The 14,415-nt window shown below is 75.2% G+C and carries 8 protein-coding genes; 7 read left to right on the top strand and 1 reads right to left on the bottom strand.

All coding sequences use genetic code 11. The annotated features are described in order from the left end of the window. The first annotated feature begins 88 nt into the window (after positions 1–88). From LZF96_RS19035 to LZF96_RS19005, 7 genes are all read left to right on the top strand, one after another. The gene (locus tag LZF96_RS19035) at positions 89–3,511 is read left to right on the top strand and encodes a tubulin-like doman-containing protein (protein ID WP_233874017.1); all 3,423 of its coding nucleotides are present in this window, start codon (positions 89–91) and stop codon (positions 3,509–3,511) included. Then, on the top strand, positions 3,511–6,258 hold the full coding sequence (locus tag LZF96_RS19030) for a hypothetical protein (protein WP_233874013.1): 2,748 nt from the start codon (positions 3,511–3,513) through the stop codon (positions 6,256–6,258). The genes LZF96_RS19035 and LZF96_RS19030 overlap by 1 nt, the downstream gene beginning before the upstream one ends. Then, positions 6,255–8,339: a hypothetical protein gene (locus LZF96_RS19025; protein WP_233874009.1), complete on the top strand. Its 2,085-nt coding sequence runs from the start codon at positions 6,255–6,257 to the stop codon at positions 8,337–8,339. The genes LZF96_RS19030 and LZF96_RS19025 overlap by 4 nt, the downstream gene beginning before the upstream one ends. 116 nt (positions 8,340–8,455) lie before the next feature. Next, on the top strand, positions 8,456–10,357 hold the full coding sequence (locus LZF96_RS19020) for a hypothetical protein (protein ID WP_233874005.1): 1,902 nt from the start codon (positions 8,456–8,458) through the stop codon (positions 10,355–10,357). Between the two features lie 129 nt (positions 10,358–10,486). Next, positions 10,487–12,037: an FAD-dependent monooxygenase gene (locus LZF96_RS19015; RefSeq protein ID WP_233874001.1), complete on the top strand. Its 1,551-nt coding sequence runs from the start codon at positions 10,487–10,489 to the stop codon at positions 12,035–12,037. Between the two features lie 348 nt (positions 12,038–12,385). Beyond that, on the top strand, positions 12,386–12,697 hold the full coding sequence (locus LZF96_RS19010) for a hypothetical protein (RefSeq protein WP_233873997.1): 312 nt from the start codon (positions 12,386–12,388) through the stop codon (positions 12,695–12,697). A gap of 130 nt (positions 12,698–12,827) precedes the next feature. Then, complete coding sequence (locus LZF96_RS19005) at positions 12,828–13,247, top strand: hypothetical protein (protein WP_233873994.1); 420 nt, start codon at positions 12,828–12,830, stop codon at positions 13,245–13,247. 167 nt (positions 13,248–13,414) lie between these two features. Here LZF96_RS19005 and LZF96_RS19000 read toward each other — a convergent pair whose 3' ends face one another. Then, positions 13,415–14,404, bottom strand: coding sequence for an aldo/keto reductase (locus LZF96_RS19000; RefSeq protein ID WP_233873991.1), 990 nt, complete (start codon positions 14,402–14,404; stop codon positions 13,415–13,417). Between the last annotated feature and the right edge of the window lie 11 nt (positions 14,405–14,415).

Here is a 14,415-nt window from a genome sequence, read left to right as displayed (position 1 = left end):
GGCGACGGACGCGCCACGCGGGCACCGGACCCGCGCCATCACCACCACCATCACGGGGTCGGCGACCCGACCCCGGGGGGAGAAACCAGTGAAGATCTTCCAACCGATGCTGTTCGTCGGACTGGGCGGCACCGGCGGCCTGATCGGCGCCGAGCTGGAGAACCGACTCCGCGCGGAACTGTGCGGTCCGGACGGCACCGACCTCACCCGACTGAACGGCTACGCGCCCCACCAACTGCCCGGCTGTCTGCAGTTCGTGTACGCTGACTACAGCGAGACCGACTTGCAGCGTCTTCCCCGCTTCACGGTGGACGCCGCGCTGCGACCCGCCTACGCCTCCACCTCACGGGCGACCCACGACCTGCTGCCGAACTTCGACAGCTCACCGGAGGTGACCAGGACGCTGAGGGCGGGGCTGCGCGACGAGGTCGCCGGCTGGCTCCCGCCCCGCGAGGGGGAGCCGAGGATCACGCCGTTGCGCAACGGCGCGGGTCAGCTGCCCACCGTCGGGCGGGCCGCGCTCTTCGCCACGCTGCGGCACGGCCTCAACCCGATCCTGCAGCCCCTGCTCGACGCGATCGACACGATCGCCAGGTCCACCGGAGACCTGGGCGAACTCGGCGGCGGCCACACCACGGGATGCGACGTCTTCGTGGCGTTCTCCGTCGCCGGCGGGACCGGCGCCGGCATCTTCCTGGACTACCTGCACCTGATCGACCACGCCTTCCGGCTCCGCCACTTCGAGGGCGTCAAGATCTACCCCCTGGTCATGATGCCGTCGGCGTTCGCCGGGACCAACGGCGACGGACGGGAGATGGAGCTCAACGGCGCCCGGGCGCTCGTCGACCTGTTCCGCCTGGTGGACAGCCAGAACGCGCCGACGGAGAACGCCGAACTCGGCGACTCGGAGCACGGTGCCGGCGACGCCCTCCGCTATCCCGGTGCCACGACGATCCGGATGGGCACCGGGGCGTTGCCCACCGCCTTCCTGTTCAGCCCGACGGCCGGAATCCGCGCGGACGACCTGCGCCGCTCCATCGTCTCCCTGGTGATGTCCCTGATCGGCACCGAACTGGGGGCGGACGCCCCGGGCGGCCGGGAGACGACGGGCACCGACGACCACCAGACCTTCGCCGCGAACTTCATCAACCGCGGAGTGCACCGCGCCCTGCCCTCGGCCACGGGCATCGGCCGTCAGGGCGTCTCCACCAGTCTGGTCGCCTCCATGACCGTGCCGGTCGAGCCGCTGGCCGATCTGGTCGCCGGACGCCTGCTCTCACAGGCTGTGGGGGAACTGTCGGACCGGCAGCGCGCCGTTCCCGTCGACGAGGCCAGGGAGATGATCCGTCAACTCTTCGTCGACTCCCACATCGAGGACCTCTGGCACCGCCGACCGGAGGACCTGCCCGAGCCCGACCCGGTGCCGCGTGGTGCCAGGGCCGTCGAGCAGGCACTGCGGGAACGGCAGGAGGACATGGAGCGGGCGCTGCACAACCTCCGTGCCTCGCTCGACCGCGAGGTCCCCTCGATGGTCCACGGCTTCGCCCCCGGCCCGGCCGTGGAGAAACTCCTCGGGAAGGTGGACCCCTTCCAGGCCGAACGCGTCCTGCGGGGCGACCCCGGGAGCGCGAACGCCATCGTGCGTCTGGGGTTCCTCGGCATGTTGGAGAACCGGGCCGCCGAGCCCCCCGCCCCGCCGGACATCACCACCCAGCCCCCGACGATCCCCCGACTGCGGGGCGCGATGGCCGGGATGGCCCCGGTGCGCTGGGGCGACGACGACGTGCAGGCGACCCTGCGGGCACAGGACGAGTGGTACCGGTGGCGCGCCCGCGTCCTGTGGCACCGCGCCTGGTGGGAGCAGCGGCGCCGCTGGTCGCGGGCCGAGGGGGCCGTCGTCGACGTCCGGGGGCTGACGAGGGCCCTGCTGGAACGGGCGGAAGGGGAGCGGGGGACGGCCGCCCGCAAGAGCCGTGAGCTGTACGAGGACCGCACCGGCGTCTCGTACCTGCTGCCGCCCCAGCGCAACCTCGCGCACTTCTACGAGGACGTGGTCAAGAGGCTCGCCCGACAGGAGGGGGTCGAGGAGCACGAGGGCGAGGGCGTGCTCCTGCTCGCCATGGTCGACGGGAACGCCTGGCGCGACGCCCACGCCGCCGCCCGCCGCGACCCGAACGCCGCCGTGGCGAAGGTGAAGAGGATGGTGGAGAGCCGGCTCACCCGGCTCTTCGTCGAGAGCGGCGAGCACCGGGAGGAGCGCCCCCTGCTGCCGTCGATGGCCACCCTCCTGTCGGCGGCCGCGGGGGACGCGGAGAGCGACGGCAAGGTGACCCGGGAGGCGCTCGAGTTGTTCTCCCGCAAGCTGAGCGGGCTGCTCCCGGTCGGGTTCGTCCCCGAGGGGACCGGCCCCCTGCGGGTGCTGGTCACCTACCCCCGGGTCCGTTCCCGGGGCCGGGTGGAGGACCACCTGGGCAAGGTGCTGCGGCTGCCGGCCGGCGGGACGGTGACCTATCAGGGGGTGGACAGCGAGTCGATCACCGTCGTGCTCTTCCGCAGCGAGATGGGGCTGCTCCAGGTGCCCGAGGCCCGCACGCTGCTGCGGCGCTGGGCCAGGGCCCGGAAGGAGGAGCAGCCCCAGGACCTGCTCGCCTGGCGACAGCGGCTCGGCCACCGCGACCACTGGCTGGTGAGTTCCGAGGAGGACCGTCGCGTCATCCTGCACAACCTGCTGTGCTGCATGTGGAACGGCCAGGTGGAGGTGGTGGACGGCGATCCGGCCTCGCCGAGGCGGGTGCGGCTGCGCCTACACCCCGGACGGGCCCCCGACGCGCCGAGCGTGACGCTGCGTCCGGGGGAGTTCTCCGGCGGGGTGTCGAGCTGGGCCGACCTGCTGCGCACCTATGAGCGCTGGACCGTCGTGGACCACGAGCGCACCGTCGAGGACTACTGCCGCACGCTGATGGAGGTCCGCCCGGCGGCCCTGTCCGGCGGCACCGCCGAACCCGACCCCCTCTTCCTCGACCTGGTGGAGAAGATCGCCCCCCGACAGGTGGAACTCCTGGAACGGTACCGGCGGGAGTCCGGGGAGCGGACCGAACGCTGGATCGCACCGCTGTGGGAGTTCTGGACCCGGACGCTGCCGGACGCGCTGGACACCCCCTTCGGGCGGGAGGGCGCGATCCAGCCCACCCTGCGCACTCTCCTCGATCACGTGCGGGGGGAGTCGCTGTCGGGCCCGCTCGCGGAGCCCTTCCGCGCGCCGGTCGCCCCCGACGACGACGAGGACGATTGGGGCACCGCGCCGCGGACCGGAGGCTTCCCGGGCCGGGCCGAACCCCACCCGGGGGACCGTGACCGTCCCCACGGGAACGGCTTTGGGGACTTCCCCGGGGACTCCCCCGCCGCCGGGGCCGACCGGTGGGACTCCCCCGTCGGATTCTCCTCCGGATCCCCCTCGGGGTCTCCTTCCGGTGACGACCACCGCGCCCCCGGCACCGGCGGTGATCGGTGATGAGGACCGTCCCCACCGTCGGCTCCGTCATCCCCCTGGACCTGCGCTCCGATGGAGAACGGCTGCTCGACCACGCCGCGCTGCGGGCCGAGATCGACCGCCGATCGGCGCCGGACGACCCCTCGGACACCGGTGACACCGCCTTCCTGGTCGTGGACACCCCGGAGGGCCTGTCGGCGCACCGGCGGCAGTACGAGGTGATCGCCACCCACCCGGAGGCCGAGGAGGTCCGGATCCTCGTCCTCGTCGTCGGGGAGGCCCCCACCGGGCGGGGGGCCGGGGAGGAGCGTCGGCGGGACCGGTTGGTCCGCCCGTCCGTCCTGCGGTCCCCCGGCATCGCCCTGGTGTGGGCGGACGACCTGCAGGCCGGTCGCACCCCGCGGGAGCGGGGCGCCCCCGACGACCCGGGGGCGCTGGCCGTCCTCGTGGACCTGCTCTCGATCCCCGACGTGTTCGCCGAGGTGTTGGACGCGCTCGCCGCCACGCCCGACGGGGTCGCCTCGCCGGGCGTGCGCCTGGTCGAGCAGGACGTCTCCCCCGAGGTGCGCGAGCGGGCCTGGCGCGATGCCCTCGTGCGCTTCGCCGGCGAGGAGGACGACGGCGCACCGGGCGCGGGGGGATCCCCGTGGGAGGGCGTCGAACCACCCTCCTCCCTGCGGGACCTGATGACCCGCCGGGTGGGCGGGGAGGGGACGCACCGGGAACCGGGCGGCCGGGCCGACACCCTGTATCGCGCCTGTCGGGAGGCGCTCGACGTGATGGAGGAGGATCTGGAGGCGGCGCGCTTGCTCTCCGCCCTGTGGCGGAGCACGGGCCCCCGGGCGCCGGAGGAGAACCGGGAGCGGGCCGACGAGGCACTGGCCGGGTACCGGGACCTCGCCGACCGGGCCCGTCGGGAGAGCCTCGACGTGGAGTCCTCACCGGCCGCGGCGGGCACCCGGCTGCACCTCCTCGGGGTGCGGGTTCCCCCGGCCGAGGGGGTGGGGGACCGGGCGGGGGAGGCGCTCCGGGACTTCACCGAACGGCTCCTGGAGCGGGGGACTCCCCTTCGCACGGTCGCCCGGTGCCTCACCGTGCTGGCCGGACGGATGGACCCGGTGCCCGCTGGCGACCCGTCGCCCGACCGGGCCGCCCGGTCGGGCGACGGGTCGGGCCACGATCCGGCGGCGGCCGCCCCGGCCCCCGTCGCCCCGGTGATGATCGGCGGCGGTGCCCTCGGCGGGTTCCTCGGCGCGCTGTGGCACGGTCCGTACGCGCCGCTCGCCGTCCTGCTCCCGCTGCTGTTCGCGATCGCCGTGCTGGCCGGCGTCCGCGCCTCCCGGAACCTCGGGGGGGCGGGGGACACGACCCGCCGGTTCGCGCGGTGCGCCCCGGTCGCGATCGCCGCCGCCTTCCTCGGGGCGGCCGGCGGTGTGGCGGTGGCGCACCCGCTCCGGCCCCCGCTCGGGTGGGGGGCCCTCGCCGCGGTGGTGGGGGGCGTGACGATGGTGCTGGTGGTGCGGCGCTGGTGGCGGGCGATGGTCGCCTCCTCCGGCGCGCACGCGGGGATCGCCCGGCTGCGCCGGGAACTGGAGGACACCGACGCCGGGGTCGCCGGGGTCGCGCGGGAGTGCTGGGCCGTCGGGGAACGGCTGGACTGTGCCGACGCCGCCCGGGCGGTCGCCGGGATGCTGCTGGCCACGGCCTCGGCGGCGGCGCGGGAGGCCCGGCCGCCGCGCCCGTCCCCGGTCCGGCTGGCCCGGGGAGCGGCGGAGGGGAACGGATCGTCGCCCGTCGTCTCGTGGTTCCCCCCGGAGCCGGGCGGGGACCCGGCGGAGGAGGACTGGGCCGCGCAGGGCTGGTCGACACACGAGTGGGAGGCCCCGGGGCGGGGAGAGCGGGGGTGGGGGGAACGGCACCGGTTCAACGGGGACCCCGCCGCCCTCGGGGACGAGCCGCCGGGAGTCCGGTGGGGGGAGACTCCCACGGAGGCGTGGACGCCGTCCGGGGACCCCGGCCTCCCCGGGCCCCGGGACCGTCCCGACCCCGATGGCCCCGGTGGCCCCGGCGACCGGGAAGCCGCGACAGACCCCCCGGGGGACCGGGGGGCCGGCACCCCGCACTGGCTCGACCGGGAGGCGGGGGAGGGCGGCCCGGACCTGGTCTCCGCGCTCGGTGACGACCTGCGACAAGCGGTTCTCCTCGCCCTGGCCCCCCACTGGGGCGCCGTCGTGCGCGGCAGCGCCGGCGCGGTCGCCGTCCGGAGCACGGAGGAGCGGGTCCGGGAGTTGCTGGCACGGGCCCGCCGGCATCTGCGCCACAACGGCGTGGTGGTGCCGCCGCCGTTCGGATCCCCGCACCGGGCGCGTCCCGCCTCGGCCCGCCTGCTGGGCACCGACCCGGGAAGGGTCGCCGACGTGGTGGGGGCCGAGGCGGACCGTCGGGCCGTCGTCCAGCTCTCCTCCCCGGAGCAGCTGTCCTCGCTCGGCCGGGACCCCTCGGCGGCGGTGTGGATCAGGTTCGCCCCACGGGCGATGCGCGAGGAGTTCGCCGGCACCACGGCCGGGGGCACCGCGCTCCCCGGTGACCTCCTGTGGACCTCCTCGGGGCGTTACGCGGGCATCCTGCGTCTCACCCCCCTGCGGCTCGGCACGGTCGTCACCGTGCAGAGCCGTGAGGACGAGGACACCGGGGCCCACCCGCTCGGCGACCTCCCCGGCACCGGTCGCACCGGTCCGGACGGTCGGTGGGACGGTGGGGACCTGTGACGACCACACCCCACCGCCCGTCGGCCGGACGGGAGGTCGAGCCGGGGACCCCCCTCGCCTTCACCGACCCCGCCGGCCGGCGCCGGGTCACCACCGCCCGGATCGGCCCGGAGCGGCTCCGGGACCCCTCGCTGCCCCACCTGGTGGGCCCGGTCCTGCTCGGGGAGGGGAGGCAACGCTGCCTCCGGGTGCGGCCGGTCCCCGAACGGGCGTCCGACTCGGCGACGCGGGCCCTGCTGGACACGGAGATCCGCGCCGCCCTCGGATTGCACGGGGCGCTCGCCGGCACGGAGCACGCCGCTCTTTTCCCGGAACCGCTCGGCCACGAGACGGACACCGGCGAACCCTTCCTGCTGTACGCCCCGCCCCGGGGCACGCTCCTGTCGGTCACCCGGGTGATGTCCGCGACCGATCAACGAGCCCTGGCCCGGGGACTGGTGTCCGCCCTGTGTGTCCTGGAGGATCTCTCGCTGGTTCTGCGCGGGATCTCCCCCGCGACGGTCTTCTGGGACGGCTCGTCGGTCCAGCTCTGGGGACTGGAGGGCGCGGAGACCGTCGGCCGCCCCCGGAGTCCGTGGGGCCGGAAGCCCTACCGTTCCCCCGAACAGGGTGCCGGGCGGGGGCTCGTCGAGGTCGGGGACATGGTCTGGAGCGCCGCCCGGGTGCTCTACCGGATGGCGTCGGGTCGACCGGGCCCCCCGGACGGACCCCCTCCCGACCTCGCCGAGTACCGGGTGCTCGACGGGATGCTGCGGGGCGCCTTCGCGCCCCTGGCGGCGGACCGCCCCACTCCGACGGAACTGCTCGACCGCCTGTTCCCCGGAGCCGGCCGGAGACCGGTCCGCCCCCCGGGGGACGGCGGGGCGCCCCACCCCCACCGGCAGGCGTTCGAGGAGACGCTGCGGCTCAAACGGCGGGTCGCCTCCACCTCACCCCCGCGACCGCCGGAGGGGGAGGACGGCGGGGCCCCGGGGGAGTCGACCGGGGAGGTGCTCTGCCCCCACTGCCTGCGGACCATCCGGTTCGATCCGCACGCGCTGTTCGTCACCGACAGCAGAAAGCAGTACCAACCCCTGGACCCGGCCGAGTTGGACAACGTCCTGAGCCGGGAGGACATCCTGCGGGGCGCGGTGCAACGGTGCTCGGCCGATCCCCGCTCCCCCGAACACTTCATCGCCGTGCCCCACCTGGTGCACGGCCGGCCCTTGACGGTGGCGATGGTCGGGGCGTCCGCCAGCGGCAAGAGCCACCTGCTGACCCGGATTATCGCGGAGATCATCGACGGCGGCCTCGAACCCCACGGTCTCACCTGGCGGTCGGTCAACCCGGAACAGCACGCGCGGTTCGTGCGCGATCGGGTGCAGCCGCTGCGCGCCGGACGGGTGCTGGGACACACCGAGACGATGAACGGGTTCGCCCGTTTCGAGGAGGCCCTGCTGATCACCGACGCCGGGGGGAGGACCCGGCCGGTCGCCTTCTTCGACCTGGCCGGTGAGGACCTCGTGCGGACCGACGGGGCCCTGCGGTTCCTGCTCGGGGTCGACGCCATGATCTTCGTCGTGGACCCGCTGTCGGCCCTGCCCCTGCCCCACCTGGACCACCTGCGGAAACCGATGAACCTGGAAGTGAACCCGAACGGGGACCCGGCCTTCGCCACCGTCCTGGACCGACTTCCCCGGAACGGCCCGTACAGCGACATCACGGCGGCGATGGTGGTCGGCAAGGCGGACCTCCTGCGATTCCACCCACCCGTCGACCGGTGGTGGGCAGAACCGGAGCCCACCGGCCTGGACCCCGACCTGATCCGGGAGGAGAGCGGGGACGTGTACGGCTTCCTGCGCCGACACGCCGGCCAGGCGTGGCTGAGTCCCTTCGACACGATCCGCCGCTGCACCCTGCACGTCGCCTCCGCGACCGGGGCCCGGGACGACGCCGGACGGTACCCGGCCGGCGCCGAGGCCCGCAGGGTCCTGGGGCCGTTGGTCTCACTGCTGGCGATGAACGGTCTGATCCCGCTGCCGAGCGGGGCGGATGTCCTCGGCGGCGGAACGGAACCCGCGGGGGGAGGGGAGCCGCGATGAGCGACACCCATCGATCGAAACGGCCGGAGTCCTCCGGGCAGCCGGGCCGTCCCGGGCCCCCGGGAGGTGCGGACAACCGGCCGGCGGGCGGACGGCCGGTGGCCGGTGGGGGCGCCGTGGATCAGGTCCTGTTCCGGTGGGGGGGCAACCACGGCATCCCGCGCACCGGCATGGGACCGGTCGCGGCCTCCTGCTCCAGGGAAGCTGCCGAGCGCCTCGGGGCGCACATCTCACCCCTGCTCTGGGTCCCGGACAACCACGAGGGGCGCCGGAGTTTCGTGCGCATCACGACCCCGGAGGGGAACGTGGCGCTCATCGCCCGACGGCCCCACACGGACGGTGCCGGTCGCCCCAGTACCGAGAGCCTGGTGCTCACGGGATCGGCGGACGTCCTGACCACGCCGGTGTGCCTGGGCCTCACCCGGCGCCTCGCGAGAACCCCGGTGGACGCCGAGGGCGGGGGGTGGGGGGCGTTACCGCTACTGTCCGCCGACCGGGTCATCGCGTTCGGGAGCACGTTCCGGGAGGACTTGTCCGCCGAACTGCACCGGGTCGGGGACGCCCTGGCGGCGGTCACCGCCACCTGGCTGCGCGACCCGGCGCGACGGGTGTCGCTGCTCGTCGACGACTCCCGCTCCCTCCTGCCCGACCACGAGTCGGTCCCCGTCCTGTACCTCGGGCTGCACCTTCTCTTCGGCACCTGGAGGGGCAGACCGTGGACGTTCGCCACCCACGACACGACCGACACCCACCCCCTGGACCTGACCTGCGTACCGCGCTGGGAGGCGGGGCAGGGTGGAGCCGACGCGCCGGCCAGGCTTGACGGCGCCCAACCGCCCGGGAACGGCTCCGAGCACGAGTCGGCCCGCCGGTTGGTGGAGGAGATGCTGCGGAACGTCGGCAAACGGTCGGCGACGCCCGCGCTGGACACGTGGCTGCCCCGGTCCACCGACATGGGATGGCCCGATCGGTGCGAATGGTTGGAGCGGCGGCTCCGGGGTGGTGCGCGGGGGGACGCCCGGCCGATCCGTCGCTCCCCGGCGGAGCAGGAACCCGTTCCGCCGGAGGGGCGGGCCACGCCGCGACGGGCCGACGGGGCGGGATACACCGGTCCCGGCCCCTCGCGCGCGGACACCCCGGGCCCCGGCGCCGCCCCCACCCGTCACCGTGCCGGTGAGCCCCCGGCGCGTCCCCGACCCGATCACGCGGGGCGCCACGCCGGTTGGGACGCCCCTGCGTCCCACCTCCCGGGCGGCTCGACCGTGTACGACGGGCGTGCCCCGCACGCCCCGTACGAGGGGCACGCCCCCCACGACCGGGCCGACCCGCACGACCCCGAGGACCGGGCCGACCGCCTGCACCTGGAGGAACTCGGGCGGGCCCACGACATGTCCCGGCAGGAGGTGAACGAGCGGCTCGACCGGCTGGCCGACGCGACGCGGGCGGAGATCCGGGGCCCGCGGGCGCGGCACGAGGTGTGCGGACAAGTGCTCCGCCTGCTCCCCCGCCTGCTGGAGGGCGCCGGGGACGGCCACGAGCGGTGGGGCCGTGGGGAGGAGGACATCCGCCGGCTGGCCGACCTGTTCACCCGGACCGTCGCCCCCCTGGCCCGGGACGACCGGTACCGCCACGACCTGGACGTGCTGTTCCGCGCCGCGCTCGACGCGCCGGACCACGTGGCGGACCCCTGGCTCCGCCACGCCGTGCTGGAACCGGTCACCGGCCGTCCTCCCGACCTTCCCCCCGAGGCGTGGCGACGGGTCGTCCGCCACCTGGCCGACCGGCCCGTCCGGCGGACCCCCGACCTCCCCCGACAACCACCCGCGCCCCCACCCCCGTCACCTTCGCCACTCCCGTCACCCCCGTCACCTATGCCGACGACCGGTGGGAGACCGTCGGAGGCGGGGGAAACCGGGGCCCGCCCCCGGGTGGATCCGGCCTGGTTGGTGTTGGGGGGCGGGGGCGCGGCGATCCTGGCCATCGTCGTCCTCATCGTCCTCATCGCCTCCCTTCGGTGAGGGGAGCCCTCGGGCCCGGATCCGGCGCCCCGTCTCGATTTCCCGGAGTGGGACGGGCGGGGCGGGGAACCAGGGGTGGACCGGGCGTGCGGCGGGCGCGCGCCGGGACCACCGAGGAGGGAGCGGGGCATGGACGCCGAGGTGATCGTGGTGGGAGCCGGACCCGTCGGGCTGCTGCTCGCCGGGGACCTGGCGGCGGCCGGGCGGTCCGTGGTGCTGCTGGAACGCCGTCCGCCCGGGCTCTCCAACCTCACCCGGGCCCTGGCCGTGCACGCCCGCACCCTGGAGTACCTCGACGCGCGCGGCCTCGCCGACGACCTGATCGACCGGGGTCGGCGGGTGGCCCGGCCGCGCGGGATCGCCGGCGTCGAACTCGACCTCACCGGGCTGCGCACCCGGTTCCCGTTTCTGTTGGTCACCCCGCAGTACGAGGTCGAGCGACTGCTGGAGCGCCGGGCGCGGAAGGCCGGCGCGGACATCCGGTACGGCACCGAGGCGATCGGGGTGGAGCAGTGGGAGGCGGCGGTGACGGTGCGGGTGCGCCGTGCCGGCTCGTCCGGGGCCGGCGGGGACGGGAACGCCGGCGGGGGGACGGGGGATGCCCTGCGTGCCCGCTGGGTGGTGGGCACCGACGGCCACCGCAGCACCGTCCGCGAGGCGGTCGGCCTGCCGTTCCCCGGGCAGACCTTCCCCGCCTCCCTCGTCCTGGCCGACGTCCGGCTCGCAGGCCCGCCGCAGGGACCGGTGAGGGCGGACGCCCGTGACAACGCCTTCGCCCTCATCGCCTCCTTCGGCGACGGCCGGTACCGCGTCGTCGGCTGGGACCCGCGCAACGAGGTCCCGGAGGACACCCCCGTCGACCTCGACGAACTCCGGGAGATCACCCGCCGCGTGCTGGGCACCGACTTCGGCATGCGCGACGCGCAGTGGCTCTCCCGACTGCGCAGCGAGGAACGGCAGGTGCCGACCTACCGCGTGGGGCGGGTCTTCCTCGCCGGGGACGCGGCGCACGTGCACTCCCCGGCCGGCGGCCAGGGCATGAACACCGGGCTCCAGGACGCGGGCAACCTCTCCTGGAAGCTCGTCGCCGCGCTGGAGGGCCGTCCCGGAGCCGGGGACCTGCTGGACACCTACCACGCCGAACGGCACCCGATCGGCGCGTTGGCGCTGCGCAGCAGCGGTGCGCTGCTGCGCGCGGCCGTGCTCCGCCCGGCGCCGGCCCGGGCCGTGCGCGACCTCGCCGTCCGACTGTTCGCCGACACCCCGGCGCTGCGCGACCGAGGGCTGGGCCAGGTCACCGGCATCGGGCTCGGCTACCGAGCCGAGCGCGGGGCGCACCCGCTCGTCGGCCGCCAGGCCCCCGACCTCGCGTTGGCCGACGGTTTCCCGGGCGGTGCCCCCGGCGGGCCGTCGGACACCGGACGGGCCCCGTCGCGGCTGTACGGGGTGCTGCGGGCCGGCCGGTTCGTGCTGGTCACACCGGCGGGGGAGCCCTCACCGTTCGCCGGCACGCCGGACGCGGACCGGGTGTGGCACGTCCGGTGGGCCAACCCCGACCGACGCACCGCCCTGCTGATCCGCCCCGACGCCCACATCGCCGGCGCCACGGAGGCCCGCGACCCGGCCCGCCGGGCGGAGGACCTGCGCGCCGCCCTCGCCCGCCGCGGCGGCGCGGGGTGAGGGAGTGCGGAATTCACCTGATGAGGTGATCCACCTGGTGGCGTCGCCCCTGCCCGTCGGCCCGTCCTGAAGGGGTGGGCGCCCGAGGAAATGGCGGAAGGGGAAAAATGGCGGAAGGGGAAAGAAGGAAGGGGCGGTGGCCGCATGACGGCGAGTGCCCCTTCAAGTCCGATGCCGGGACCATACCGACTCTTCCGGGTCGCGGGGCACGATGTGGTGATCACCCGGAGCGTTGGGATGGTGTCACCCTGGGCGCCCGCCCCCGGGCGGGGTGTCGGGGCGTCGGTGTCGGGGCAGCCTTACCGGGTGCGGTGGGCCTCCGGCCCACCCCCGATCCCGGAGGTTCGCATGACACGCAAGTGGCTCGGGAGATTATCGACCTCGGTGGTCGCCGTGGCGGTGTTCGCCGGCGGCGGCGCGATGCTGGCCGGTCCCGCGACCGCCGCCCCGGCGGGCGGCACGGCCTCCGGGGCGGTCGGCGAGACCGCGTCGTTCGGCTGGCAGGTGGTGGATTACTTCTTCTACACCGGCTCCTCCGGCGTGGCGCAGCGGGAGTGCATGGCACGGGGGGAGAGTGGCGTCGCCAACGGCTCCTGGTCCCGATTCCGCTGTTTCAACGACGGTGTCGGGACGATTCGCCTGGAGGCGTGGATCAACTGACCCGGTCGTGGGTGCCCCACGCCCCCGGGCGGCCGTTCCTCCACACGGCCGCCCGGGGGCGTCGGTGCGACCCGGGAGACTTCCGGATGTCCCGCCGCGAGGAGCGCGGCGGCACGGAGGGGAGTGCGGTGTGCGGGCGGTGGAGGTGGCCGGACGGGTCACCGGGCGGGATCTGTGGGACGGGATGCGGGCCCGCAGGGGCATGCGTGCCCTGCGGTGGGGTCTCGCCGTGGTGTTGGTGATCGCGGGTGGGTGCGTGGTGGCCGCGTGGCTTCTCCCGGATCGGGAGTGGGCGCGGTACGCCGGCCTTCTCGGCGCCGGCCCCCTGATCGGAGGCGTGATGGGGTGGGCGGCGGACCGCCTGAGGCTGCGGCGGCTGGACGCCCGGGCGGCGGCACGCGGCGAGTGCCGCGTCCGTATCCACGACGCCGGAATCGAGGCGGGCGACGCGCTCTCGACGTTCACGACGGGCTGGGAGGCTTTCCCCACCGGGCGGAGACGGGGCGCTGTCTCGTGCTGCTCGGCTCCCGGGGGATCTCCGCGCCCGTGATGGTGCTCTCCAAACGGCTGTTCGCCTCCCCGGAGGAGATCGAGGAGGCACGGCTGCTGGTGGCCCGGCACACCACGCCGCTGACGAGGTCCTCCCGGGGGTGAGCTGGCACCCACCGCCGGGCCCCGGCCCTCTCGTCGGGGAGGGCGGGGCCGGGCGGTCGGGACTCAGGCCATGCGGCCCAGCGGGGCGAGGGCGTCGAGTTCGGCGCGGACCTCCCCGGGCAGTTCGAGGTCGAGGGCGTCCATCGCCTCGTCCAACTGCTCGAGTCGGCTGACGCCGAGCACCGGCATCACCGGCCGCTGTCCGCCGACCATCCAGGCCAGCGCAACCTGGTTGGCGGTGACGCCCATCCGGTCGGCGAGTTCCCGCAACAGGCGCAGGCGACGCTCGTTCGTCCCGTCGCGGTACTCCGGGGAGAGCTGCCGGTCGGGACGGGTCAACGCGCCCTGGAGCAGCGGCGAGTACCCCTGGAGGACACCGTCGTGCTCCGCCGCCCACGCCACGAGGTCACGGTCCAGGGGGCGCTGCGGGGCGATGTTGTGACCGGGGTCCGGCCACAGGTAGGAGTGGCGCATCTGCACCACGCGCGGCGCGGCCAGGGAGTCGTCCGCCGCCGCCAGGGCCTCGGCCTCCCGCATCCGCGCGGCGTCGGTGTTGCTGGCGCCGATCACGCCGACCCGGCCCGAGCGGACCGCCTCGGAGAGGGCCCCCAGGGTGTCGGCGAGCGGGACCGACGGATCGTCGGCGTGGGTGAGGTACAGGTCGATGGACGAACACCCGAGTCGTTCGGCGCTCAGGTCGAGCTGTCGGCGGATCACGTCCGGACCCAGGCCCTCGGCCGACTCCGGGAAGGGTCCGTCCAGCGGGTCGGGCAGGCAACCCACCTTGCTGGTGATCAGCACGTCGTCGCGGGCGCCGCGTTCGGCCATCCAGCGGCCGATGAGCAGCTCGGACTCCTCGCCGGTACCGTCCGGTGCCCAGAAGGCGTAGCAGTTGGCGGTGTCCAGGACCCGTCCACCGCGCTCGACCCAGCGGTCGAGGAGGGCGAAGGAGGTCTTCTCGTCCACGGTGGTGCCGAAGTACATCGTGCCGAGCGCGGCCCGCTCGCCGCGCAGTCGTTCCAGGACGGTGGTGCCGTACGGGGTGGTGAGCACGGGGGTGTCCC

The organism is Streptomyces sp. ST2-7A (assembly GCF_021390475.1).
Taxonomy (GTDB): domain Bacteria; phylum Actinomycetota; class Actinomycetes; order Streptomycetales; family Streptomycetaceae; genus Streptomyces.
The sequence above is the reverse complement of the archived record's forward strand: the minus strand, read 5'-3'. Positions and strand labels throughout refer to the sequence as shown.